This window comes from Pseudonocardia sp. GCM10023141, from assembly GCF_042653605.1.
Genome location: NZ_JBHSIR010000035.1, coordinates 68,327 through 92,545, shown reverse-complemented (window position 1 = coordinate 92,545; position 24,219 = coordinate 68,327). Strand labels below are relative to the sequence as shown.

At 68.9% G+C, this 24,219-nt stretch carries 21 protein-coding genes and 3 pseudogenes; 18 read left to right on the top strand and 6 right to left on the bottom strand.

Features of this window, described 5'->3' with window-relative positions; genetic code table 11:
• Positions 1-277: 277 nt before the first annotated feature.
• Complete coding sequence (locus ACFPFQ_RS20665; protein WP_379621213.1) at positions 278-529, bottom strand: hypothetical protein; 252 nt, start codon at positions 527-529, stop codon at positions 278-280.
• A 158-nt stretch (positions 530-687) separates the two neighbouring features.
• Between ACFPFQ_RS20665 and ACFPFQ_RS20660 the strand changes: the two genes are divergently transcribed.
• The 3 genes from ACFPFQ_RS20660 (at position 688) to ACFPFQ_RS20650 (ending at position 4,445) form a co-directional block, all read left to right on the top strand.
• The gene (locus tag ACFPFQ_RS20660; RefSeq protein WP_379621211.1) at positions 688-2,559 is read left to right on the top strand and encodes a helix-turn-helix domain-containing protein; all 1,872 of its coding nucleotides are present in this window, start codon (positions 688-690) and stop codon (positions 2,557-2,559) included.
• A gap of 150 nt (positions 2,560-2,709) precedes the next feature.
• On the top strand, positions 2,710-3,756 hold the full coding sequence (locus ACFPFQ_RS20655; protein WP_379621209.1) for an alcohol dehydrogenase catalytic domain-containing protein: 1,047 nt from the start codon (positions 2,710-2,712) through the stop codon (positions 3,754-3,756).
• Positions 3,757-3,794: 38 nt separating this feature from the next.
• Positions 3,795-4,445 (top strand): acetate uptake transporter family protein, encoded by a 651-nt coding sequence (locus ACFPFQ_RS20650; protein WP_379621207.1) that lies wholly within the window; start codon positions 3,795-3,797, stop codon positions 4,443-4,445.
• A 125-nt stretch (positions 4,446-4,570) separates the two neighbouring features.
• On the opposite strand, the pseudogene ACFPFQ_RS20645 reads toward ACFPFQ_RS20650, so the two are convergent.
• Positions 4,571-4,681 (bottom strand): annotated as a pseudogene (locus tag ACFPFQ_RS20645) (integrase core domain-containing protein); the annotation flags it as partial.
• A gap of 249 nt (positions 4,682-4,930) precedes the next feature.
• Here ACFPFQ_RS20645 and ACFPFQ_RS20640 point away from each other — a divergent pair.
• The 12 genes and pseudogenes from ACFPFQ_RS20640 (at position 4,931) to ACFPFQ_RS20585 (ending at position 16,887) form a co-directional block, all read left to right on the top strand.
• Positions 4,931-5,338, top strand: a complete 408-nt coding sequence (locus ACFPFQ_RS20640; protein WP_379621205.1) for a hypothetical protein — start codon at positions 4,931-4,933, stop codon at positions 5,336-5,338.
• Between the two features lie 64 nt (positions 5,339-5,402).
• Complete coding sequence (locus ACFPFQ_RS20635; protein ID WP_379621203.1) at positions 5,403-6,998, top strand: acyl-CoA synthetase; 1,596 nt, start codon at positions 5,403-5,405, stop codon at positions 6,996-6,998.
• Between the two features lie 396 nt (positions 6,999-7,394).
• Positions 7,395-7,927, top strand: a pseudogene (locus ACFPFQ_RS20630) (transposase); the annotation flags it as partial.
• Between the two features lie 4 nt (positions 7,928-7,931).
• Complete coding sequence (locus ACFPFQ_RS20625; RefSeq protein WP_379621201.1) at positions 7,932-8,861, top strand: enolase C-terminal domain-like protein; 930 nt, start codon at positions 7,932-7,934, stop codon at positions 8,859-8,861.
• A gap of 182 nt (positions 8,862-9,043) precedes the next feature.
• The gene (locus ACFPFQ_RS20620; RefSeq protein WP_379621780.1) at positions 9,044-9,874 is read left to right on the top strand and encodes a mycofactocin-coupled SDR family oxidoreductase; all 831 of its coding nucleotides are present in this window, start codon (positions 9,044-9,046) and stop codon (positions 9,872-9,874) included.
• 39 nt (positions 9,875-9,913) lie between these two features.
• Positions 9,914-10,810 (top strand): AAA family ATPase, encoded by an 897-nt coding sequence (locus tag ACFPFQ_RS20615; RefSeq protein ID WP_379621199.1) that lies wholly within the window; start codon positions 9,914-9,916, stop codon positions 10,808-10,810.
• A gap of 167 nt (positions 10,811-10,977) precedes the next feature.
• Positions 10,978-11,823, top strand: coding sequence for a vWA domain-containing protein (locus ACFPFQ_RS20610; protein WP_379621197.1), 846 nt, complete (start codon positions 10,978-10,980; stop codon positions 11,821-11,823).
• 424 nt (positions 11,824-12,247) lie between these two features.
• The gene (locus ACFPFQ_RS20605; RefSeq protein ID WP_379621195.1) at positions 12,248-12,427 is read left to right on the top strand and encodes a hypothetical protein; all 180 of its coding nucleotides are present in this window, start codon (positions 12,248-12,250) and stop codon (positions 12,425-12,427) included.
• Between the two features lie 233 nt (positions 12,428-12,660).
• Complete coding sequence (locus ACFPFQ_RS20600; protein WP_379621193.1) at positions 12,661-13,812, top strand: acyl-CoA dehydrogenase family protein; 1,152 nt, start codon at positions 12,661-12,663, stop codon at positions 13,810-13,812.
• Positions 13,809-14,852 carry an acyl-CoA dehydrogenase family protein gene (locus tag ACFPFQ_RS20595; protein ID WP_379621191.1) on the top strand — a complete coding sequence of 348 codons (1,044 nt, stop codon included), beginning with the start codon at positions 13,809-13,811 and terminating at the stop codon, positions 14,850-14,852. The genes ACFPFQ_RS20600 and ACFPFQ_RS20595 overlap by 4 nt, the downstream gene beginning before the upstream one ends.
• A gap of 44 nt (positions 14,853-14,896) precedes the next feature.
• Positions 14,897-15,673 carry an enoyl-CoA hydratase/isomerase family protein gene (locus ACFPFQ_RS20590; protein WP_379621189.1) on the top strand — a complete coding sequence of 259 codons (777 nt, stop codon included), beginning with the start codon at positions 14,897-14,899 and terminating at the stop codon, positions 15,671-15,673.
• Positions 15,670-16,887: a CaiB/BaiF CoA transferase family protein gene (locus ACFPFQ_RS20585; RefSeq protein ID WP_379621187.1), complete on the top strand. Its 1,218-nt coding sequence runs from the start codon at positions 15,670-15,672 to the stop codon at positions 16,885-16,887. The genes ACFPFQ_RS20590 and ACFPFQ_RS20585 overlap by 4 nt, the downstream gene beginning before the upstream one ends.
• Positions 16,888-16,909: 22 nt before the next feature.
• On the opposite strand, the gene ACFPFQ_RS20580 is transcribed toward ACFPFQ_RS20585, so the two are convergent.
• From ACFPFQ_RS20580 to ACFPFQ_RS20570, 3 genes and pseudogenes are all read right to left on the bottom strand, one after another.
• The gene (locus ACFPFQ_RS20580; RefSeq protein WP_379621185.1) at positions 16,910-17,686 is read right to left on the bottom strand and encodes a GntR family transcriptional regulator; all 777 of its coding nucleotides are present in this window, start codon (positions 17,684-17,686) and stop codon (positions 16,910-16,912) included.
• A 357-nt stretch (positions 17,687-18,043) separates the two neighbouring features.
• A complete protein-coding gene (locus tag ACFPFQ_RS20575) occupies positions 18,044-19,828 on the bottom strand; it encodes a sigma-54-dependent Fis family transcriptional regulator (RefSeq protein WP_379621183.1) in 1,785 nt (594 codons plus the stop codon).
• A 504-nt stretch (positions 19,829-20,332) separates the two neighbouring features.
• Positions 20,333-20,871, bottom strand: a pseudogene (locus tag ACFPFQ_RS20570) (integrase core domain-containing protein); the annotation flags it as partial.
• Between the two features lie 191 nt (positions 20,872-21,062).
• Between ACFPFQ_RS20570 and ACFPFQ_RS20565 the strand changes: the two are divergent.
• On the top strand, positions 21,063-21,563 hold the full coding sequence (locus ACFPFQ_RS20565; RefSeq protein ID WP_379621181.1) for a transposase: 501 nt from the start codon (positions 21,063-21,065) through the stop codon (positions 21,561-21,563).
• 7 nt (positions 21,564-21,570) lie between these two features.
• Here ACFPFQ_RS20565 and ACFPFQ_RS20560 read toward each other — a convergent pair whose 3' ends face one another.
• Positions 21,571-21,849, bottom strand: coding sequence for a hypothetical protein (locus ACFPFQ_RS20560; RefSeq protein WP_379621179.1), 279 nt, complete (start codon positions 21,847-21,849; stop codon positions 21,571-21,573).
• Between ACFPFQ_RS20560 and ACFPFQ_RS20555 the strand changes: the two genes are divergently transcribed.
• Both ACFPFQ_RS20555 and ACFPFQ_RS20550 read left to right on the top strand, forming a co-directional pair.
• Positions 21,832-22,524, top strand: a complete 693-nt coding sequence (locus ACFPFQ_RS20555) for a cupin domain-containing protein (protein WP_379621177.1) — start codon at positions 21,832-21,834, stop codon at positions 22,522-22,524. The genes ACFPFQ_RS20560 and ACFPFQ_RS20555 overlap by 18 nt on opposite strands.
• A gap of 887 nt (positions 22,525-23,411) precedes the next feature.
• Entirely contained in the window at positions 23,412-23,846 is a 435-nt protein-coding gene (locus ACFPFQ_RS20550) for an SRPBCC family protein (protein ID WP_379621175.1), read from the top strand.
• The last annotated feature ends 373 nt before the right edge of the window (positions 23,847-24,219 follow it).

Here is a 24,219-nt window from a genome sequence, read left to right as displayed (position 1 = left end):
CCGGCACGGCGGTGGTGCTCGACGGCGTACCGGATCGGCGAAGATCGGCCCCGCCTCGAGTCCGGTGACGAGAGGTGCCCCGGCTCGCGACGTGTCGCCTGCGGGGCCGGTCGACGGGAGTGCACTCTGCGCGCCGGGGTGCGCGGGCTCTCTCGCCCGGCAGGGCTCCCGAGAAGCTGGGTCACACCGTCTGGCGCCCGCGCCTCCGTTTACCGATCGATCAGTAGCCGACGAGTGCGGCTACTGATCGATCGGTAAGTCCCGTGCGGGAACGGTCCTACGAGCCTTCCGACTCCGGATCCACGATCTTGCGGTTCTCGGGCCGTTCGTCGGGCGCCACCTCGGCCACCCCGCCCCACATGTCGTTGGCCACGCGATGGGAGGTGGCGGCCACCTCGGCGGCCTCCTGGTCGGGGTGGGGCGGCTCGATCAGCGTCCGTTCACCGTCGGCGACCTCAGCCACCATCCAGCCCCGATCGTTGCGCTCGACCTCGACGGTGGCCGTGTTCTGCTCTGCGTCGGATGTCATGACGGTGACTACCCAGGTTGTCGTGGCGCCAATCCGCCGTGCTCTCGCGCCGGTGGCCTGCTCCGTTGGGGGCGGGTCTGACCGAACGATCAGGGCCGCATGCATTGTTCGCCATGGATTCCGGTGTCGAGTGGCCTGCCCGCGCCTATCCTCGGCGGATGGCGTCGTGGGCCGTCGAGGTCGAGGCAACGCGGCGTGGTTTCCTCTCCGCGGGTGGGAGGCTGCGCGCGGGGGGTTGTGTGCGCGCGGAGGTCGTCGCGTCCTGGGAACGATCACGCGACTGCGACGTCGATCCCGATCGGATCATGGCGCGCTTCCTGGGCCACCATCGCGACGTTCCGTTGCTCGTGACCTGCGCCGACGACGTCTTCGAGGAGTTCCTCGCCGCCAACGCCGACGCGGGCTGCTCGCTGATCCTCTTCGACGCGCGCGGGGTCGTGCGGGCCCGCCGCGACAGCGACGCCGCTCTCGCCGGCCTCCTGGACGGCGTGCTGCTGGTTCCCGGTTACGGCTACGGCGAGCGGTCCGTCGGCAGCACGGCGGCGTCGATCGCGGTGCACGAGGAGCGCGACGTCGCGTTGCGCGGGGCCGAGCACTTCCACGCCCAGCTGACCTGCCTGAGCGAGGCGGCCGCGCTGGTCCCTGCGCCGGCGGGGGAACCGGTGGCCGGGGTGGTGGACATCGTCTGCCACGACGGCGACCACAGCGTCCTGCAGCTGCCACTGGCGCGGATGCTGGCCGCGCGCATCGCCGAGCGGATGGCGGGGGAGCCGTTCCGCAGGACGCAGGCGATGCTGGAGCGCTTCGCCGAACGCGGTCGCCACGGCGGCGAGTGGGTGGTCGCCACCGACGGCGAGTACGTGGTCACCAACGGGGCCACCCGCAACCTCGCCGCCGAGGACCAGCGGGTGCTCAGCGACCTCGTGCTGTCCGGGCTGGTGCTGCAGGACTTCGCCCACAAGCACGTCGACCTGCCGTCCGGGAGGTGCGGCGAGGTCGGGCTCGAGGCCGTGCACCTCGACGGCCAGCTCTGCGGGGTGGTGCTCGGCGGGGCCGTTGCGGGCACGCGGCGGGTCGAGGAGCAGTCGGAGTCGGTGCGCCGGCAGGGCTCGCACGTGGCGCCACTGGGACGTCGGGACTACGCCAAGGACATGCGGGGGGAGAACGCGCAGCGGGAGCACGCCGAAGCCCGGATCCGCGCCAACCGGGAGCTGCTCTCGCCGTACCTGCGCGCTCGGCAGGAGATGGTGGCGAGCATCCGGCAGGGCCGCAACCACCTGCTGATCGGGGAACCGGGGGTGGGGAAGCGCTCGTTGCTGGTGAGCCAGTTCCGCGCGGCGTTCCCGTCGGGGCGGGTGGTGACCGTCGACTGCGGGTCGTTCGCGGGTGAACCGGGCAGCGACGACCACGAGTCGTGGCTCTCGGACCGGGATGACAACAGGCCGCAGGCGCTGCTGCTGCAGGGCATGAACCTGCTCGACCCGGTGAGCGCGCGGCGCCTCGACGAGTGGCTGCGCCCCCTCGTCGCGTTGCCGATCCCGCCGCTGGTGGTCGGCTGCGTCGACACCCCGTCGGTGGACGCCACCCGGCCCTACGGCCTGCTGCTGCGCCACTTCCACCAGGTCACCCGCATCCCGGCGCTGCGCTACCGGGCCGACGAGATCGGCGACATCGCGCTGGCCATCCTGCGCCGGTTCTCCGGGCGCCGGTCGCTGCGGCTGAGCCACCAGGTCATCCGGGTGCTGGAGGGCTACGCCTGGCCGGGCAACATCAGCGAGCTCGAGGACGTGCTGCGCTACGTGCTGGCGCGCAAACCGATCGGCGAGGTGCAGCCTCCGGACCTGCCGCAGCTGTGCTTCTCGGCCAGGGCCCGGCGGATGTCGATGCTGGAGGCCGCGCAGTGCGACGCGATCATCCAGGCGCTCTACGAGTCGGGTGGCAACCGCTACAAGGCGGCGGCGATGCTGGGGATCGCACGGTCGTCGCTCTACCGCAAGATCGACGCCTTCGGGATCAGCTACATCGCCTGATGATCGTGAGTGTCCCGGATGTGGGGCACTCGGCTGCGGCGGCGCTTCGCGCGGACCCCTGATGGTCCGATCCTGGGACACGGGATGCGTGACCGCCGCCACTAGCGTCGACAGGGCCGAGTGCAGCAGGTCACGTCAACGGAGGTCCCTATGAAGGCACTTGTTTACCACGGTCCCGGCCAGAAGTCCTGGGAAGATGTTCCCGACGCCGTTGTCGAGGACCCCACCGATGTGGTCGTCCGCGTGGACACCACCACCATCTGCGGTACCGACCTGCACATCCTGCAGGGCGACGTCGCCGCCGTGACCGACGGCCGGATCCTCGGCCACGAGGCGGTCGGCACGATCACCGCGATCGGTGACGCGGTGAAGGGGTTCGCGGTCGGTGACCGGGTGCTCGTCCCGGCCATCACCAAGTGCGGTCGCTGCGAGTACTGCCAGCGCGGCATCCCGTCGCACTGCCAGACGGTGGGGGGCATCGGCTGGATCTTCGGGCACCTCATCGACGGTACGCAGGCCGAGCTCGTCCGGGTGCCGTACGCCGACACGTCGCTCTACCTGGTGCCCGACGCGGTCACCAACGAGCAGGCCATCTTTCTGGCTGACTCGCTCCCGACCGGCTACGAGGTGGGCGTGCTGGCAGGCGGGGTGCGCCCGGGAGACACGGTCGCCGTCGTCGGGGCCGGCGCGGTGGGGCTCTCGGCGATCCTCACCACCGGGCTCTGGGGTGCGTCCAAGGTCATCGCGATCGACTCCAACAAGTTCCGGCTGGAGCGGGCACTGGAGTTCGGCGCCACGGACGCGGTCGAGGTGGGTCCGGGCACGGTGGCCGATGTCATCGCGCTGACCGACGGCCTGGGCGTCGATGTCTCGATCGAGGCGGTCGGTTACCCGGAGACGCTGCTGACCGCGGCGTCGCTGGTCCGTCCGGGCGGGACGATCGCGAACATCGGCGTGCACGGCACGCCGGTGGAGCTGCCGATGCAGGACATGTGGATCCAGAACGTGACGATGACGATGGGACTCGTCGACACCGTCTCGATCCCGACCCTGCTGAAGATGGTGGCCAGCGGCCGGATCCCCGCGGAGAAGATGGGCACCCACTCGTTCACGTTCGACCAGATGGACGAGGCGTACGACGTGTTCAAGAACGCCGCCGCCAACTCGGCGCTCAAGGTGATCATCACTCCGAGCTGACCCCCACCGCTGAAGCAACGCTCGACGAGGAGTGTGTAGTGAGTGTCGACAATGAAGTAGCAGTGGCGCCGGAGCCCGTACAGGCACCGGTCGCAATACCCGGCAACCCGGCGTTGATCGCCCTTCCGACGTTCCTCGTCGGTGGGATCTCGCTGGGACTCTGGCTGGTCGGCTACCTGCCACGGGACCTTCCCGGTGGGTTGATCGCGGCGGTCTTCTTCGTCAACGGGATCGGCGTGTGGGTCGGTGCCCTCTGGGCGGCGCGGATCGGGCAGAGCGCGGTCGCCGGGATCTTCGCCATCTTCGGGGCGTTCTGGATGAGCTTCGGCGTGCTCGTGTTCGGGCTCGTCAACGGCCTGTTCGGGATCTCGACGAAGGACGCGGTGCTGGGCGCCAGCCAGGTGCAGGCGACGCAGGCGACGTTCCTGATCGCCTGGCTGGTCGTGTTCCTGACCCTGACGCTGGCGACGATGCGGTTGCCGCTGGCGTTCACCGCGCTGTTCGTGTTCGTCGACATCGCGGTGGCGCTGGTGCTGGGTGGAGTCCTGGCAGGCTCCACCACGCTGCTGTCCCTCGGCGGGGTCGCGGTGTTCGTGTTCTGCGTGATCGGCATCTACCTGTTCTTCGACGGCATGACGCAGGAGCTGGGGGCCAGGGCACTGCCGCTGGGCAGCCCGATCATCGGCTGATCACACCCCGCGCCGTTGCGGCCCCGCGCTGTTGCAGTAAGGCCACCTTCCCGCAGGATTCCTGCGGGAAGGTGGCGTTGCTGTAGGGGACGAGGAGCACGATGACGCGTGACGCCGAGACCCTTGCTGGTGGACACCTGCCGGTAGGCCCACTCCGTGGCCAGGGTCCTGTTGAACCGCTCCACCTTCCCGTTCTGCCACGGGCAGTGCGGTTTGATGAACTTCTGCCGGGCACCCAGACCAGCGATGACCTCACGCAGCGACCAGTTGGGACTGCGGCAAGCTGTGTCGACACCTCAGGCAGGAGCCGACATGCCCAGCTGGACCGCTGACCACATTCCCGACCAGGCCGGTCGGACCGTCGTCGTGACCGGGGCCAACAGCGGTCTCGGTCACGTGAAGGCGCGAGAGTTCGCGCGCCACGGCGCCCGGGTCGTGATGGCGGTGCGGAGCTCGACCGGCTGCGCGTCGGTCGGGACGCCCGGGTGGTCACGGTCAGCTCCGCACTGCACAAGCGCGGGTTCATCCACTTCGACGACCTGGACGGCGAACGCAGGTACAGCCCGACCGAGTTCTACTCCCAGTCCAAGTTCGCCAACGTGCTGTTCGCCCTGGAGCTGGACCGGCGGTTGCGAGCCGCGGCGGTGCCGATCCGCAGCATCCTCGCCCATCCCGGTTACGCCGCCATCAACCTGCAGTCCAGCGGCCCGACCGGGATCATGAAGCAGCTCATGAAGGTCGCGAACCGGCTCATGGCGCAGAGCGCGGACGCCGGTGCGCTCAAACAGCTCTATGCGGCCACCGATCCGCACGTCGAGAACGGCCGGTTCATCGGCCCCCGACTGGCGCGGCGAGTCGAGGGGGTTCCCCACGACCTGCCCGCCCGAACCTGATCACAGCAATCCTGCCGGTGCGGCCGCACCGGCGCCCGCCGTCCAACGAGAGGCCCGATCGACGATGACCGCACCCTTCACGGCCGAGACCGCAGAGTCGATCGCCCGTGCCCGCACGCACGCCGTCGGTGACCTGCTTCGGCGCACCGCGCTGCGCTACCCCGACAAGCTCGCGGTGGTGGCAGGCGAGCGGCGCGTCACGTTCGCGGAGTTCGACGTCGCCGTGAACCGCGCCGCCCACGCGCTCGCCGACCGCGGGCTCGGCAAGGGTGACCGGCTGGCGCTGCTCGCTCACAACAGCTGGCAGTACGTCGTGTTGGCGTTCGCCACGGCGCGCCTGGGTGTGGTGCTGGTACCGATCAACTTCATGCTCGGCGCCGAGGAGATCGCGTTCATCCTCGAGCACTCCGGTGCCGCGGGCATGGTCGCCGAGGACACACTCACCGCAACCGCCGAGGCCGCGCTCGCGGCGGCGTCGATCGAGGGTGGTGTGCGCGGTCGCATCGGTGGCGCCTCCGGCGGGTGGGAGGACATCGACGGCTGGTGGACGGCGGGCCCGGACCACGCGCCGGACGTGCTCGTCGGCGACGACGACCCGATCCGGCTCATGTACACGTCCGGCACGGAGTCGCGCCCCAAGGGCGTGATCCTCACCAGCCGCTCCCTGATCGCGCAGTACGTGTCCTGCGTGATCGACGGCGAGATGGGCGTCGACGACATCGAGGTGCACTCGCTGCCGCTGTATCACTGCGCCCAGCTGGACTGCTTCCTGTCGGTCGACGTCTACCTCGGCGCGACGAGCATCGTCCTGCCCGGCCCCGACCCGGCCGCGCTGCTGGCCACGATCGAACGGGAGGGTGCCACGAAGCTGTTCTGCCCGCCGACGGTGTGGATCTCGTTGCTGCGCCACCCGGACTTCGACACCCGCGATCTCTCGACGCTGCGCAAGGGCTACTACGGGGCCTCCGCGATGCCGGTGGAGGTCCTCAAGGAGCTGCAGCAGCGGCTGCCCGACGTCGCGTTCTGGAACTTCTACGGCCAGACCGAGATGGCGCCGCTGGCCACGATCCTGCGTCCGCACGAGCAGCTGCCCCGGGCCGGGAGCGCCGGCCGCCCGTCGATCAACGTGGAGACGCGGCTGGTGGACGACGACGACCGGCCCGTGTCGCCGGGCCAGGTGGGCGAGATCGTGCACCGCAGCCCGCACGCGGCACTGGGCTACTACAACGACGAGCAGAAGACCGCCGACGCCTTTCGCGGCGGGTGGTTCCACTCCGGTGATCTCGGGGTGATGTCCGAGGACGGCTACCTGAGCGTCGTCGACCGGAAGAAGGACATGATCAAGACTGGCGGTGAGAACGTGGCGAGCCGCGAGGTCGAGGAGGTCATCTACCAGCTCGACGGCGTGGCCGAGGTCGCCGTCTTCGGCATCAACCATCCGACCTGGATCGAGGCCGTCACCGCCGTGGTCGTACCGAAGCCCGGTGCATCGCTCACCGCCGAAGCGGTGAGCGCGCACGTCCGCGAGCACCTCGCCGGCTACAAGCGGCCCAAGTACGTCGTGTTCGCCGAGTCCCTGCCGAAGAACCCCAGCGGCAAGATCCTCAAGCGCGAGCTCCGGGACCGGCACGCCGGCCTGGCCGCGGCGCCGGAGTCCTGACCGGAGCACGGGCCTGCGGGCTGAGCCTCGATCCGCAGATGAACCGCGTCGGGCAGCGGCGTGTGAATGACCCTGCTCCAGAGAGGCACTTTCAGTGCGCGTCTCCTACCGGTTCACCGCCGCTCCGCGCGCTTCGGCGAGGACAATCTCATGTCGCGCGCAGGACTCGTGCCGTCGCCGGTGCCGACCTCATCCCGCTGACCGCGCCTCTCGCTCCCGGACGTCCGGTCAGGCAAGTCCTTGCCTGTCCGGAAGACGAGATGGCTTCGGGGATCAGGGCCAAGTGCGACGGCCAGATCCGCGAGGACTCGGGTGAGATCTTCTCTCACACCAGGGGAGAGTTGATGGTTGCCGCCTCCCGGCTGCTGTTGCGGAGCGCGGAGCGGGCGAGCGCGCGTGCGGCGGCGGCGGCGGCGCGGGATGCGGGCCCCGGTGCTCGCTGTCGGGGACGGTGCACTCGGGTTCTGGGGTGGCCTGCGCGAGGTGTTCCGCACAACGCGGGAGCAGCGCTGCTGGTTCCACAAGATCGCCAACGTGCTCGGGGCCATGCCGAAGTCGGCGCACCCGGGTGCGAAGAAGGGGCTGGCGAGATCTGGAACGCCGAGGACCGCCGCCACGCGCTGGCCGCGGTGACGTGCTTCGAGGCCGCCTACGGCGTGAAGTTCCCCAAGGCGATCGCGAAGATCACCGACGATGTCGAGGTGTTGCTGGCGGTCTTCGACTTCCCCGCCGAGCACTGGATCCACCTGCGCACCACGAACCCCATCGAGTCGACCTTCGCGACCGTGCGGCACCGCACGAAGGTCACCCGCGGGCCCGGTTCGCGGGCGGCGGGGTTGGCGATGGTGTTCAAGCTCATCGAAGCCGCTCAGAACCGCTGGCGCGCGGTCAACGGCCCGCACCTGGTCGCGCTGGTCCGCGCCGGCGCAGGGCGTGGACCTGCCGGAGGACTACGCCGACGACCGGCTCGCGTTCGTCGAAGGTGCACCCGCGACGATGACCTCGTCGATGCACCGCGATCTCGAGCACGGCAACCGGCTCGAGGTGGGACTGGTGGGAGCGACCGGTCCGGTCGCGAGCGTGCTCGCCACAGTCGATGTCGCAGCGTGGGACGCGCTGGCGGTGGCTGCGGGGCTGCCGCTCGTGCGCCTGATCGGGGCGGCACCGCGACCGATCCCGGCCTACAACAGCAACGGACTCGGACTGGTCGCACCCTCCGCGGCGGCGGAGGAGGCGGTCGAGCTGCTGGAGGAAGGTTTCACGGCGGTGAAGCTGCGGCTCGGCCGTCCATCGGCTGCTGACGATCTCGCTGCGGTTCGGGCGGTCCGCGAAGCTGCGGGACCGCAGTACACCGTGATGGCGGACTTCAACCAGGCGCTGTCGCTGCCGGAGGCCCGGTCGCGCTGCCGCCTGCTCGACGACGAGGGTCTCATGTGGATCGAGGAGCCGATCCGGCGCGACGACTACGCCGGATCGGCCGAGCTGGCGGCCGCGATGAACACCCCGGTCCAGATCGGGGAGAACTTCGCCGGGCCGCGCGCACTGGCCGCGGCGACCGCCGCCCGGGCGTCCAACCTGGTCATGCCGGACCTCGACCGCATCGGCGGTGTCACCGGCTGGATGGCGGCCGCCGCGATCGCCGACGCTGCCGGCATCCCGATGTCGAGCCATCTCTACCCGGAGGCCTCGGCGCACCTGCTCGCGGCGACCCCCACCGCGCACTGGCTGGAGTACGTGGACCGGGCCAATCCGGTGCTGGCCGAGCCGCCCTTGGTGGTCGACGGCGCGATGCGCGTCCCCGAGCAGGCGGGCAGCGGGGTGAGGTGGGACGAGAAGGCCGTGTCCCACTACCACCTCGGATGAGATGATCATGAGGAGCGTCCGCATGACACCTGATCAGCTGACGGCACCGCGATGACCCGGACGATCGAGGACCTGCCGGCCGGCGTCCGGGCAACACCACGTTCCGAATCGGAACAACCGTGATCCCCGTATCAATGACACGTTCGCCGTGCCAACGAGGGCGACGCGAGAGGCGGCAGAACATGGGTAGGGTTGAAGGAAAAGTGGCGTTCGTGACGGGAGCAGCCCGGGGGCAGGGCCGCTCACACGCTGTCCGGCTGGCCGAGGAGGGCGCCGACATCATTGCCGTGGATGTCTGCTCGGACATCGACACCGTACCCTACCCGGGGTCGACGGCCGACGATCTCAAGCTGACCGTCGCGGCGGTGGAGGACCACGACCGGCGAATCATCGCGCGGGAGGCGGACGTCCGGTCGTTCGCCGCGCTCAAGGCCGTCTACGACGAGGGCGTCGCCGAGTTCGGCCACGTCGACATCGTGGTCGCGAACGCGGGCATCCTGTCGATCGCCCCGGGTTGGGAGGTCACCGACGAGCAATGGGACGCGGTGCACGACATCAACCTCAAAGGCGTGTGGCACACCGCCAAGGCAGCCATCCCCGGCATGATCGAGCGAGGACAGGGCGGCTCGATCGTATTGACGAGCTCGATCGCCGGTATCGGGCCGCTCGCCGGGATGACCCACTACGTGGCGTCCAAGCACGGCGTCACGGGCCTGGCCCGCAACCTGGCCCTCGAGCTCGGCGGGCACAACATCCGGGTCAACTCCGTGCACCCTACGACGGTGAACAGCCCGATGATCAAGAACCAGGCGATCTACAACGTGTTCCGGCCGGATCTCGAGAACCCGACCGAGACCGACGCGCTCGAGGCTTTCGCGACGCTGACAAAGATGCCGATCCCCTACGTGGAGCCGGTGGACATCAGCAACGCGGTGCTGTGGCTCGCCTCCGACGAGGCGCGTTACGTAACCGGCGCCCAGATCCCGGTCGACGCCGGCTGGTCGGTGCGCTGAGTCGGAGCAGCGGAACCCGGTGGCACAGGAGGAGACGACGTGAACCAGTACCCGGAGGTCGCCGCGCGGGCTGAGATCGCGCGGGTCGTGGTCGGCCGCGACCGGGAGCTGACCCTCGTTCTCGCCGCGGTTGCGGCCGGTCGAGACGTCATGCTGGAGGGCCCACCGGGGACGTCGAAGTCGACGATCCTGCGGGCGATCACCGCGCATTGGGGCGTGCCGTTCGTCCTCGTCGAAGGCAACGCCGAACTGACGCCCGCTCGCCTGGTCGGGCACCACAACCCGGCCCGGGTGCTCCGGGAGGATTACTCAACGGACAACTTCGTCCCCGGGCCGCTGGTCCAGGCGATGCGCGAGGGCGGCTTCCTGTACATCGAGGAGCTCAACCGCGCCCCCGAGGACACCCTCAACGTGCTGCTGGGTGCGATGTCGGAACGGGCTGTGACGGTTCCACGGGTCGGAACCGTCACTGCATCCTCGACCTTCCGGGTCCTCGCATCGATGAACCCGTTCGACAACGTCGGGACTGCGCGGATCTCCGATTCTGTGTACGACCGGTGGAACAGGCTCGCCATCGGGTACCAGGGCGCGGACGAGGAAGCCGAGGTGGTCGCGCACCGCACCGGCTGCACGGACCGCACGCTGATCGAGGACGGTGTCGCGATCACCCGCGCAACCCGGACCCATCCCGAGCTGCGGCGGGGCGCCTCCGTGCGGGGAGCGATCGACCTCGTGGCTGTGGCGACCGAGCTGGCCCGCATCGAGCCCGCGGCGGACCGCACCCGGGTCGTTCTCGACGCGGCACTGCTCGCGCTGTCGGCCCGCATCGGGGTCGACGAAGCCTCCGAGGTCACGCCCGAGCAGGTGATCACCGATATCTGGGAGGAGCATTTTTTCTCCGCCCCCGGCGGGCAGCGCCGGGTTCGCACCGCCTGATGTCGCCCGGACCCGGCATGCTGCCCACCGCCGTCAGCGGTGCACGCCGGGGCCTCGCCCCCTTGCGGCGGCGCCCGAAGCGTCTCGACACCGCTCCGGCGCTCTACAGCTCAGGGCGGGGCACACCGATCGTGACTGAACCGAACGGCGCCCGACCGTCCGGGCCGGTGGATGACCGGCCGGGCGGCGGGCAGGGAGTGCTGCTGACCGACGGATCCGCGCGACGGCTGGAGCTGGCGTCGCTGCTCGGTGACGCGGCCATGGACGCCGCCGTAGCGGCGATGGCCACCGCCATCGCGCGGAGGCTCTCGGTCCGGCGCCGCCCGCGGAAACGACGGGCCGAGCAGGGCATCGGCGCTCTCACCTCGATGCCCTATACCTACCGCTCAGACGAGATCGATCTCGACCGCACGATCGAGGTCCTGGCCGAGAGACCCGTTCCGGACGACACCGACGTCGTCGTCCGGGAGCGGACAGGCAACCGCCGCTCGGTCGTCCTGATCGTCGACGTGTCCGGCTCGATGCGCGGCGAGAAGGTACGGATCGCCGCAGCCACCGTCGCTGCGCTGTGTGCCGACCTCACTGGTCTGCACGACCAGCTCGGAGTGGTCGCGTTCTGGTCCGACGCTGCACTGATCAAGAGGCTCACCGACAGCACCACCGCGACGCGGCTGCTTGACACCCTGCTGCGCATTCCCGCCCGCGGACTCACCAACGTCGGCTTCGGCCTCGATGTCGCGCAGACCGAGCTGCGCCGGTCCGCGGCACCGCAGCGCACCGCCATCCTGCTCAGTGACGCTGTCCACAACGCCGGACCGGATCCCCGCATTCTCGCCCACCGGTTCCCCGAGCTGCATGTGCTCCTCGAGACCGACGGCGAACACGACCACCAGCTCGGTCGCGATCTCGCGCGTCTCGGACGCGGCACCGTGACCCCCATTCGGACGCACCGGGAGGTCGCTCCTGCCCTCAACCGAATACTCGACCGACAGAGGAGAGCCGCTCGTGGATAGAGCAGTCATCGACGCGAAGCCCCACTCGTCGCTGCCAGCCATCCTCGACTCGGAGCTCGACGGTGGACCTCTGACCGGACCGTGCGGCGGGTGTTCGACGCGGTCGACATGGCCGTCGCGGAGCGAGCGGAAGGACTGATCCGCACCCAGGAGTTCCGTACGCAGCGCGTGGACGTTCCGGATCCTGTCAGGACTCTGCGATCGGGTCGACGACATCAGCACAGGGTTGTGGCACCTGGTGAACCCTGCCCGCCCGCACCGATCTGCAGCGCCTCAACGCACACTTCGGCGAGCTGGATCTGAGGTGAGGGCTCGGGACATGGGTGGGCAGATCGTTCTCGGGTGATCCTTTGAATGATCAACTACCGGGTTGGCGAGGTGCCAAGGCGCGGAATCGGGTGACCGGTTGCTTCGTGGTGCGCGGGTGGAGGCAGAGTTCCTCGCCGTTGTGCACGACGCGGAAGTGGTTGTCCTCGACGATGATGGTGATGGTCTTGCCGGCATGAGTGCGCCCGATGCGCAGCCGCTGGCTGGTCACCATGACCATGCCGTCGACGGGGATGCGGCGCTCGAGGTGGACCGGGCCGGCGGGCGGCGGCGGTAGGGGTTGTTCGGCCAGGCGGGTGGCGTTGCTCGGGTGGGACCGGGCAGGGCGGCGTTTCGCGAGCACGCCGTAGTGGATGAGGTGCCCGTCCAGGCGCAGGGTGCCCCGGGTTCGAGCGAGTTGGGTGCGACGCCGGCCCGGTCCGGGAGGTGAAACCGGCCGCGATCGCGTCGGCAGGAGCCCGCCACCGACAATCGTATCCTATTTGGGATCCCATCCTGTAGGCTCGGACCGTGGCTACAAAGAACAGCACGGCAGGGCTCGTGGTCGACCCTGCCGATCAGCGACTGCACGACCTGCGGCGAGAGGTGCGGGAGTTCCTGGCGGGGGAGCGCGCCGAACGCAGTTTCGCCCCCCGTTGCGACAGCTGGATGTCCTCGCCCGACCCGGCGTTCAGTCGCCGTCTGGCTGCCCGGGGTTGGGTCGGGATGGTCATCCCGCAGGCATACGGCGGGCGCGGGCGCTCGACACTGGAGCGGTTCGCGGTGTTGGAGGAGCTGCTTGCGGCGGGCGCACCCGTAGCGGCGCACTGGATCGCCGACCGGCAGATGGCGCCGAGCATCCTGCGACACGGCACGGAGGAGCAGCGGCGTCGGTATCTCCCGTCAATCGCAGCGGGGGAGTGTTTCATCTCGATCGGGATGTCGGAGCCGGACTCGGGCTCAGACCTCGCATCCGTCCGGACCAGAGCGGAGGTCGTCGACGGTAGCTGGGTACTGACCGGCACGAAGGTGTGGACCACCGGCGCGCACTACGCCCACGCGGTGATGGTGCTCGCGCGGACCGATCCGGCCGACGGGGACAGGCATGCCGGGTTGTCGCAGTTCCTCGTGGACCTGCCGCACCCCGCGATCGAGGTCCGGCCGATCGTGACGATCGACGGCGAGCACCACTTCAACGAGGTGGTCTTCGACGGTGCAGTGGTGACGGCGGGCAGCTTGCTCGGCGAGCGCGGAGCAGGATGGCGACAGGTGATGGCTGAGCTGGCCTACGAGCGCTCCGGACCCGAGCGGGTCATGAGCACCATTCCGCTGGCCGAGGCCTGGGTCGCCGAGGCTCGCCGCATCGGTGCCGACCCGGTCGTTCGCCGCGAGATCGGTCGGGTCAGCGCCGCGGCGTGGTCGCTGCACCAGATGTCGACCGCGGTTGCCGCGGCGCTGGCCGAGGGACAGGCGCCGGAGGTCGAGGCCGCGCTCGTCAAGGACTTCGGGTCGCAGTTCGAGCAGGAGACGGTCCGGGCCGTCCGCCGGGTCACCCCTTCCCCGGACCCGGCGTTCGCGCAGCTGCTGGACGATGCCGTGCTGCACAGCCCGGTGTTCACTCTCCGCGGGGGGACCAACGAGATCCTCCGCTCGGTCGTCGCACGCGGGCTGGGGGCCCGGTGAGCAGCGACGTCCACGAGCAGATCCGCGCGGTGGTCGACAGAATGTGCGTCACCGCGGCGGACCGCCAGACCGCGACCGCGGGACTCGATGACGGCCTGTGGTCGGATCTCGTCGACACCGGCTTCACGCTGCTGGGCGTCCCCGTGGAGGTCGGCGGCAGCGGCGGCGACCTCGGCGACCTCGCCGTCGTCGTGGAAGCAGTCGCGCGGCACACGGCGGCGGTGCCGATCGCGGAGACTGCCTTCGTCGCGGGTTGGCTGCTCGGCCGCTGCGGCCTCGAGGTTCCGGATACTGGACCGCTGACCGCGACCCCGGACGTGCTCGTCACCGACCCCGGCGGGGAAACCGTCTCGGGCGAGACCATGACACCCTGGGCCCGCCACGCAGGCCACCTCGTCGCGGTCGTCGACCGTGGTGGCGAACGACTCGTCGGGGCCTTCCCACTGCAGGGGCCGCAGGCACCGATGCTTCTGCCCGGGGCCAACCTCGCGGGCGAGCCGCGCGACACTCTCGTGTTCGAGGGCTGCCCGCTCCCCCTGCTGGTCGCGGCGTGTCCCGCGGACGTCGGGTCCACGAGCGTCCTTCAAAGGGGCGCCCTCGCCCGGGCGATCCAGCTCGGTGGCGCGGCTCAGGCGGTGCTGGCCATGAGCCTGCGCCACTCCTCGGAGCGCGAGCAGTTCGGACGTCCGCTGATCCGGTTCCCGGCAGTGCAGCACATGCTGGCCGCGCTCGCCGGCGAGGTGATGAGGATGCAGACCTCGGCGTCGGTCGCGGTCCGTGCGGTGCAGGCGGGATCCGACTCCGCGCCACTCGCGGTGGCCGCAGCCAAGGCGGCGACGTCCGCAGCCGCGGCGACCGTCGCAGGACTTGGACACCAGATCCACGGAGCCTTCGGCTACACATTGGAACACCGGCTCGGTCGCGCGACGACGCGCCTCTGGTCATGGCGCGACGACTTCGGAGCCGAGTCGGTGTGGGAGGACAACCTGGCCGATCTCGTGCTCGCCGACCAGTCCTGGTGGGCGGCGCTGACCCGGTGACTGCTCTCCGCCCCGACCCGGTGATATACGGAAAGGAATCTGGCATGTCCGACACCCACTCCCCACTCTCGGTGGCGAGAGACCAGCACGTCACCGTGATCGAGATCTCCCGACCGCCGGCGAACTACTTCGACGAGGAGCTCGTCAGTGCGCTGGTGACCGCACTGAGCGCCGCCGATGACGACGCCGAGTGCAGGGCGGTGGTCCTCTGCTCGGCCGGACGGAACTTCTGCGCAGGCGCTGATTTCGGTGCGGGCGGTTTCGCCACTGACCGCGTCGCCACGGCCGCCCGCATGTACCGACGGGTAGTCGGCCTCTTCGGGAACCGGAAGCCGATCGTCGCCGCCATCCAGAGGGCCGCAGTGGGCGGCGGTCTCGGGCTGGCGTGCGTTGCCGATTTCCGGGTCGCCGACCCGGACTCGAGGTTCGTCGCCAACTTCGCCGCGTTGGGGTTCCACCAAGGCTTCGGGCTGAGTGTCACGCTGCCCGCCATCGTGGGCCGCCAGCACGCGGCGGACCTGCTCTACCGAGGGGCGACGATCCACGGTGAACGTGCATTCGAGCTTGGGCTCGTCGACCGGCTCGTCGAGCGTGGAGGTCAGCGGAAGGCCGCGTTGGAATGGGCGCACGAGATCGCCGGCTCGGCACCTCTCGCCGTGGCGTCCATCCGCGAGACACTGCGCGGCGGGCTCGCCGACGAGGTCCGTGCGGTGCTGGACCGCGAGCTCGCCGAGCAGACCCGGCTGTGGCAGACCGCCGACAGCGCGGAGGGGATCGCCGCGGTGCTCGAACGCCGCCGCCCCGAATTCGTGGGGCGATGAGCGGCGCGCTCGACGGGGTCAGGGTCGTGGACCTGACCACCGTCATCATGGGGCCGTACGCCACAGCCACGCTGGCCGATCTCGGAGCCGACGTGGTCAAGGTCGAACCGCTGGGCGGCGACATGACGCGCGGCATCGGCGCCCACCGGCACCGCGGTATGTCTGCCATGACCATGAACCTGCAGCGCAACAAGCGCAGTATCGCCCTGGACATGGGACCACCCGACGGGGCCACGGTCCTCGACGACCTCGTGCGCGGCGCCGACGTGCTCGTCACGAACCTGCGGCCACGGTCGCGAACCAAGCTGGGTATCGAACCCGATCGGCTGCTCGGCATCAACCCCCGGCTGGTGGTGTGCACGGCTCAGGCCTACGGCGCCGATACCGACAGTCGCGACGAACCCGCCTACGACGACATCGTGCAGGCGGCGTCCGGGTTCGCGATGTTCGCCGATCTGGTCCACGGCGCGCCCGCGTACACACCGTCCGTGATCGCCGACAAGGTGAGCGGTCTGCACATAGTGATCGGGATCCTCGCCGCACTGCACCACCGCGAACGCACGGGGCGAGGCCAGCACGTCGACGTACCGATGGTGGACGCCATGATCTCGTTCAACCTGGTCGAGCACCTCGCGGGCCACACGTTCGATCCGCCGGCGGGCGGATTCGGCTGGTCGCGGGTGCTGGTGCCAGAGCGCAAGCCGCACCGGACGGCGGACGGGTGGATCTGCCTGATGCCTTACTCGCACCGCAACTGGGCCGACTTCTTCCGCCTGATCGGGCGCCCCGAGCTCGTCGACGACCCGCGCTTCCAGACCGTCGACGACCGTCACCTGCACATGGGCAACCTGCTGTCACTCGTCGACTCGGTCACGCCCAACCACACGACTGCGGAGTGGATGGCAATCTGCGCCGACCACGACATCCCCGCAGCGCCCCTGCTTGATCTGGCACACGCGCACGACGTCGAGTACGTCCGGTCCCGGGGGTTGCTGGAACTGGCAGAGCACCCGACCGAGGGCGCCTATTACGCCACCCGGACCCCCCTCGACCTCAGCGATACCCCGGTTGCACACATCCGCCCGGCGCCGCGGCTCGGTGAGCAGACCGAGGAGTTGCTGCGCGAGCTCGGCTACTCGACCGAACGGATCAGTCGGCTCACCAGGTCCGGCGTCGTCGCGGTGGCCGACACGACGAGCGTCACGACGCCGTGACCACCGTCGTCTGTGCGACCGGTCAACCTCCTTCGACTGATCGATTACCGACGGCCTGCAGCATCAGCCCGAGCGCGACCCCCGACCCGTCCCGGTGGTCGTTCATCAGCGCGATCACCTCGTCCCGGCGGCCCGCCGCGAGGGCATCGATCATCGCCCGGTGCTCGGCCACAAACCGGGCGAGTCCAGCCGGGTCGTTCAGCGACACCGTGTGGTAGGGCATGGCCCACGCCCAGATCCGCTCGATCTCGGCCACCAGCAGCGTCAGCGGGCTGAGGCCGAAGATCGCGAAGTGGAAGTCCTTGTTCAACGCGCGCGCCGTCCCCACGTCCTGCTGTTTGGCCGCTGCCTCGATGCGGTCGTTCAGATCCCGCAGGCGCTCGAGAACGGACGCCGGTGCGTCGGCGAGGCTGGCCAGCACCTCGGACTCCAACAGCCGGCGCATGAGATAGACCTGGTCGAACTCCGCGCGACTGAGCCGGGTGACGGTGAAACCGACGTTGTGCACGTGGGCGACGAGCCCATCGGCCATCAGCTGGCGGAGTGCCTCTCGCACCGGCAGCCGGCTGACGCCGAGCCTGACCGCCATCTGCTCCTGGCGAATCTGCTGACCGGGAAGCAGGTCGCCGCTCACAATCATGTCTCGGATGGCCGTGATCACCCGCACCACGGCCTGATCACCGGACCCGGCCCGCCGAGCATCCACCGGTGCCTCCGTCCAGTTCGATCCAACGAAGGATAACCCGCTGATCGGAACGGACGACGGCCGCGCATGCAGATCAGCAGCCTCCGTCGCCACCTGGTTCTCCTCCGACCGACGGCCACCACACTCGTCCGGCCGAGCCGAGCCGCGGCGGTGGACCACTCTGCCCGACCGCTTTCGACAGGAACCGATGCTCGTCCGATCGATCTCACCGCAGCGCCCCACCGACGTGGTGGCCGAGGCCCGCGCCGTGCCGGCAGCTGAGGTCGCCACTGCGGCCGGTCGCGGGCGCGCCGCGCAGCGAGAATGGTGGGCCGCCACCCCACAGGTGCGGTCGTCGACGCTCATGGCCGCGGCGACGGCACGCCGCGCCCGGGCCGCGGAGGCCACTGAAGGGAGTGTCGCATGGCCGTCGCGACGCGCGTCTCGTCGTCGCGTATCGCCCAGTGACTCTCAGTCGCCCGTCGAGATCCGGTAGGTCTGCAGCTTGCGGTAGAGCGTGGTGCGGCCGATGCCGAGCACGGAGGCCGCTTTCGTCCGGTTGCCGCCGAACCGGCGCAGTGCGCTGATGATCGCGTCGCGCTCCGCGGTCTCGATCATGCCGAGTCCTCGACGCGGGGTCTGCTGCATGCGCGGTGGCAGATCGGCCGAGCTGATGGTGTTTCCGGTCCGTCGGCGCGCCAGCTGCTCGACCATCCGGCGTAGCTCGGCGAGGTTGCCGGGCCAGGACCAGCGCATGAGCACCTGCAGCGCATCGGAGCTGAACCGGGTATCGCGCTGGCCGTTTGGGAGACCCGCCACGATCTCCCGTACGAGGCGGGGCACCTCCGCGGAAATCTCCGGCAAGGACGGCAGTCGGACCGTGGTACACAGCGCGGCGACGAAGGCCTGGACGTCGTCGGCGGCCCTGTCGAGGTCCACGGTTAGCGCTATCGGCACTGCGGTGTCCTCGACGGCGGTCCTGATGCGGCGCAGCTGTTGAGGCGGTGCATCGTGGACGTGTCCGAGTACGACGGCGGCGGCACCGGTCGCGTCGATTGACTCCGGGCACTCGGTGCGGGCGAGGTCGATGACCAGAGGTGGCGAGCCGGTCGCCTCGGCGAGGGCAGCGGCTGCCGCGGTGAGCTTGCCGCTGCCCGCGGGACCGTTGACGGCGAGCACTTCTCGGAACCCGACCGCGCTGCGCAGCTGTTCGTCGATGTCGGGGATCGGATGCAGCGGTCGACGTGCTCGTACTGTGTTGCTCCGGCTCGCCCGTCGAGGGGCCAGAGGCCGGTATGCATCGGGGCTACGCGGAGGTTCTAGCAAACGGACGCAGAACGCCGGGCCGGTCTGTCCGACTCCGTCCACCCGCTCGACGAGGGCGTCCGACCTTCCGCCCTGCAGCCGCACCGCGCGCCTGTGTCGTCCTGCACGCAGACCGGACTCGACGAGGTCTTGCCAGAGCAGGGCGTGCGTCTCGGGGGTGATGTGGACGAGCCCGGCTGTGTTGCCGAACGCCGTAGTCTCGGTGACCACGATGACCGGGTGCCGGTCCGAGCGCGTCGCGAGCAGGTAGGCCTGGATCAGCGTGCGTTCGCGCGCGCCCAGCATCGCGGTGAGGTTGCCCTCGATCTGACGCCCGATGTCGATGGCCATCGCCGACATCAGTGAGCTGACGTGATCGGACCGGCACGTGAGCGCGAAGGTGCCCAGCAGTTGTTGGGTGAACGGCTCGAAGATCGGTGTACCGGCGCAGGTGAGGGGGCCGAGCAGCTCGTTGTAGTGCTCGGTGCCGTGGACCAGCACGGGACGGCGTTCACGCGCGACCGTACCGACACCGTTGGTGCCGACGGCGGTCTCGGAGAAGTCGAATCCCTCCGCGGCGCAGGATTCATCGAGGATGCGCAACTGCTGGGACTCCGCCGCGCGGCGGATGATGATGCGCCCCTGGTCGTCGCTGAGGAACATCGCCACGTGGGCGTCACCGAGATCGTCGCTCAGCCGGTCAAGGACGGGCACGGCCGCGGCGTGGAGCCGGGGATGCATGTCGTGGACGTCGGCGACGTAGGGGATCTCCTGCCGGTCGACCGGTACCTCGGCAGCGACGCAGCGCCGCCAGCTGCGCTCGATGACTTCGCGGACGCCGGACTGGGCAACGGGCGTGGCGAGGAGCCCCTGATCGAGGAGCCGTACGAGAGCCTGCCGTGTATGCGCCTGATCGGGCGGTGCCGAACGGGGTAGTGATTCGCGTGCCACTGCCGCTCCTCATCGTCGAGTCGGCGTGATCGGGGGGCATCGCCCGCTCACTGACGATAGCCCGACGAGCGGCGCCACCCATCGGACCATGGTGTGCCGGCGTCAGACGCCGGCGGTTTCGACGTCGCGACGCATCGCGACGCCCTCCTACCCGCTCCCTCGACCTCGACGAGCAACTGCCAGTAGGGCCGCTTCCGACCATGTAGAACATGACGGTGCCCTTGTCGGGGACGTTTCTGGCCGAAGATCCACGACTTGACCTTCGAGAGCAGGGTCATGTTCGCGATGGTTTCGCAGAGCTCGGGCCACTCGTCCTCGGCCCGCTGGATCGGCTCCAGTCCCGCCGCGCCGGTCGACAGGTCGTGGGGTGTACCTCGCACCGTGAGAGTGCCACGCGCCACACAGCTATGTCAAGGACTACTAACTCATCTGCGGGCGCTGCGGGGGTCCAGCACCCCTCAGGCGCTAGCTCGTACTCCTCCTATCTGTACTCGGCCGCGACGTTCATGACAGTCGGCTGACAGGTGGGAGTCCTCCGAGTGCGCTGTGGCGGCGTTGAGTGTTGTAGTACTCGATCCACGGGGCAAGGGCTGCGGTGCGGTCGGTGTTGCTGGTGAACACCTGCCGGTAGGCCCGCTCGGTGGCCAGGGTGCGATTGAGGCGTTCGAGACCTTGCCGTTCTGCCAGGGACAGTGCGGTTTGATGAACAACCTGCCGGGCGCCGAGCCAGGCCACGACCTCGCGCAGCGAGTAGGTGTACGCCCACGCGTTGTCGGTCATGATCCGCTCGATCCGGTCGATCCCGTGCGCAGTGAAGTAGTCGGCAGCCCGGTCGAGGAATCCGGCGCAGGTCACGCCCTACTCATCACCCAGGACTTCGGAGTAGGCCAGCCTAGAGTGATCATCGACGAGGGAGCTGACGCGACCGTGATCTTGTGGTCTCGGCCGGCACCGGCTGTTTCACGCCCGTTCGCCCGCCGGCCGCCACCGTCGGGGATCCGGCCGGTCTTCTTCACGTCCATGTGTACCAACTCGCCGGGCCTAGTACTCCAGCCGTAGATCGTGATCTTCCCGGCGTGGCGGTCCCGGACGTGGAACGGCCACCGCTCGATGAGCGTCCGTTGTGTCGACATCCGAAGATCAAGCGGTGGCCGCGAGCCGCAGGGTAGAGCCAGAGTTGTGGACGTCGGAGACCGACAGGATCCTCGAACGGACGGCCGGGAGGTTCGCCCGGATGGAGACCCGCCGCCGCACCCGCGGGTTCCTCCCCGGGCTGCTCGCGGACCTGCCGCGCAAGAACTGCTGGACCATCGCCCAGCACGCCGGGGGGACCGACCCGTGCGGCATGCAGGACCTGCTCGCTCGGGCCAGCTGGGACTCTGACGGGGTGCGCGAGGACCTGCGCGACTACGTCACGACCGGGCTCGGCGACGCCGACGCCGTGCTGGTGGTCGACGAGACCGGCGACCTCAAGAAGGGTGTCTGCACGGTCGGGGTGCAGCGCCAGTACACCGGCACCGCCGGCCGTGTCGAGAACGCGCAGGTCGCGGTCCATCTCACCTATGCCGGCGCCGCCGGTCACGCGATGATCGACCGCGAGTTCTACCTGCCGTCCTGGATCGGCGACGAGCAGCGGCTCGCCGAGGCCGGGGTACCCGCCGATGATCGGCGACGGCATGAACACCCGGTAACGGTCGGTGAGGCCGTAGAACTCGGCGACACTCCGCACCTGTAGCCAAGTGTCATGGGTGTGCAGCACGCCCTTGGGCTGGGACATGGTGCCCGAGGGTGTAGAGGAGCCGGGCGAGGTCCTGGCCCCAACGAGACCTTTGCCGCTCTCCGTTACCGCCAACGCCCTCGGAGAGGAGCTCCTCGAGCGACACGTCACCACCGCTGCCTGCGGTGACGACCGTCGTCAAGTCAGTCAGCCCGCCGCGGATGTCGGAGATCATCGTCAGGTAGTCCGTCGCAACGCCCTCCAGCTGGGGAAATTCGATCTTGAGATGGGTGAACTGCTGCATGGCCGCCTCCCAGGAGCACGCCGCATCAACGGTGTCGCCGCAGTCGAAGACAACATCGATTTGGGGTGCATGTTTATCAAACTGGCTGTATGCAAGCAGGCAAGATGCTGTAAGGTCAACGGTCAACAACATCATCCACTGCACCAAGGAGGGGCTATGGTTCTCAAGGTCGAGCGGGTAGTCACCGAGGTCACGCCAGACGGCAGGTCGGTCTTCGCTGATCGTGGTGCGCCACGGCAGGCCCCCGCGTCTGGACTGGACATCGTCAACGTGTGGGGCACCGGTGACGGCATCGCGACGGTGGGCAACGCCGGGCAGGAGCCCGTCCTGTTCCCATTCTTCCCGGGCCCCGGTGGCAGTCGAGTGGTGGTCGTGCGCTTCCCGCCCGAGTCCGCGTCCGATAGCGGCCATGCCGACGGGGCCGACCCGGAGGAGGCTCAGCCCGGTCTTCTCGCGGCGTTCGAGCCTGATCACCCGGGCATGCACACCACCGACAGCATCGACTACGGCATCTGCTTGTCCGGCGAGCTCTACCTGGAACTCGACGACGGCGCTGAACAGCACATCACCCCAGGAGCGATCGTCGTCCAACAAGGCACGCGGCACGCCTGGCGCAACCGCAGCGCCGAGGTGTGCACGATGGTCTACGTCCTGATCGGAGCCCGTCGCAGCTGATCCCGGCCACGTCGGAGAAGATCCCGGAATCGCCGCACCTCTCGTGGCGCCTGCGCCCTATCGGTTCGGGCTGTGGCCGCACTCTTCGTGCTTGTGGCCACTGACGTGCGGCAACCTCAGCTGGAGGATCACGTCGTGTTCAGGCGGTCCTAGCTGCTCGTATTTGCGGGCTTGTCGCTCCGCTACCGGCCCGCCTCCGCTTCATTGAAGTTGCTGGACATTGACATAACCGCATCTCCGTGGAAAGCTTGCTACCGCGCGAAAGGAACGACCGGTCGGTCCTGACCTCCAGCACTGCTACGAGCGGCCGGCGGGTCCAGCACATCGCCCGCTTCGGGGGCACAAGGCCGCCCTCGAAGGAAGTGCTCGGCGCAGTCGCGCGCATGCGCGTGTGACGCCAGACGGTGCCACAGCGCCGCAACCTGGACAGTCGGCGGCAACGGCCGCCGTCGCATCAACGATTCAACGCTGAATGTCAGTTGGGGGATGTCCGTGTTCGATGGTTCCCGCGGGGAGTCCGCGGAGGCCGGTTACGTCAACGAGTTCTGCCTGCCCCAATGACCGAGCAGGCCCCGGGCTGAGGAGTCGGCCTCAAAGTCGTCGACCCGCCGGATTGTACTCAACCGTGGCGAGAATCATCGGCCGCTGCTGGGCGGTTCGTCAAAATGGACGCGAGCCGGTGCGCCTCTCCAGGCAGACAAATTACATCTCGCACTAAGGATGGGCGGTCGGCGGGGGACCGTCGTTCGTCTCGACGAACACGCCGGTGACGTCACTCCTTCGTCCAGATCACATTGTGACGGCCAGGGGATGTTGAATCGGTTAGGGAATGTCTGAAGGTCAGCCAGAGTATACAGCCGTGACACCAGAAAGGTAGCGAAGAACCGATGGGATACTCGACTACATACAGTCGATCTATCGACGCGAAGCCCGTGAACATCTTCAACCTCCTAGTGGACTTCGGAGCGATCGGGAACCTCCTTCCCGATGTCATCGAGTCCGTCAGCGTTGAAGGCAGTGGAGTCGGCAGCGAGCGCACGATCCTGTTCTATGATCAAGAGATTCCGATCGTCGAACGCCTTGATCTGGTTGTCGCCCCTTCACTCATCAGCTACTCCATCGTCAATGACTCCCCGCTCCCGCTCGATCGCTACCACGCTGTGGTGAAGCTGGACCCCATCGGTGCCGACCAGTGCGAGCTGACATATGCGAGCAACTGGAAAGCCAAGGGAGCGCCAAATTCGGAAGTGAACTCGCTAATTGGGGGGTTCTACGAGTCGATCGTCGCCAGCGTGGTGAAGGCTCTAGATGTGCATAACTAATCGTGACCAGAACGCAGTAGACCGTCCGTTTCGCCATTCGTCGCGGGCGCTGCCTGGGACCTCGGTGCCGCCATCGATCACGAAGGCCATCGACCATCCCTTTGTAAACACGACCTAGTAGTGCTCTGCTAGTGAAGTCCTCCAAGGCGCCCCGGCCAGCCGCTCGGCCAGGCGGACCCCGGACAGGCCCGCGGGCGGCGCCGTCCAGCGCGACGACGCTGGCGGCGCCGCTTTGATCCAGCTGTTGGGCTTTGTGGCCACACGTTCGCCACTGGCGCCACCCCGGCCGCGCGCGGGCGTTGCTGCACTCAGTGCTGCGCGCTAAGCCTGGATCCGCAGAGTGGCCTGCGCGGATGATCTTGGTTGCGATTGG

Coding starts and splice junctions, on each gene's coding strand:
- ACFPFQ_RS20550 (WP_379621175.1), top strand. CDS start 23,412: ATGGGATACTCGACTACATACAGTCGATCTATCGACGCGAAGCCCGTG.
- ACFPFQ_RS20665 (WP_379621213.1), bottom strand. CDS start 529: ATGACATCCGACGCAGAGCAGAACACGGCCACCGTCGAGGTCGAGCGC.
- ACFPFQ_RS20565 (WP_379621181.1), top strand. CDS start 21,063: ATGGAGACCCGCCGCCGCACCCGCGGGTTCCTCCCCGGGCTGCTCGCG.
- ACFPFQ_RS20620 (WP_379621780.1), top strand. CDS start 9,044: ATGGGTAGGGTTGAAGGAAAAGTGGCGTTCGTGACGGGAGCAGCCCGG.
- ACFPFQ_RS20635 (WP_379621203.1), top strand. CDS start 5,403: ATGACCGCACCCTTCACGGCCGAGACCGCAGAGTCGATCGCCCGTGCC.
- ACFPFQ_RS20590 (WP_379621189.1), top strand. CDS start 14,897: ATGTCCGACACCCACTCCCCACTCTCGGTGGCGAGAGACCAGCACGTC.
- ACFPFQ_RS20655 (WP_379621209.1), top strand. CDS start 2,710: ATGAAGGCACTTGTTTACCACGGTCCCGGCCAGAAGTCCTGGGAAGAT.
- ACFPFQ_RS20660 (WP_379621211.1), top strand. CDS start 688: ATGGCGTCGTGGGCCGTCGAGGTCGAGGCAACGCGGCGTGGTTTCCTC.
- ACFPFQ_RS20560 (WP_379621179.1), bottom strand. CDS start 21,849: ATGCAGCAGTTCACCCATCTCAAGATCGAATTTCCCCAGCTGGAGGGC.
- ACFPFQ_RS20555 (WP_379621177.1), top strand. CDS start 21,832: ATGGGTGAACTGCTGCATGGCCGCCTCCCAGGAGCACGCCGCATCAAC.
- ACFPFQ_RS20585 (WP_379621187.1), top strand. CDS start 15,670: ATGAGCGGCGCGCTCGACGGGGTCAGGGTCGTGGACCTGACCACCGTC.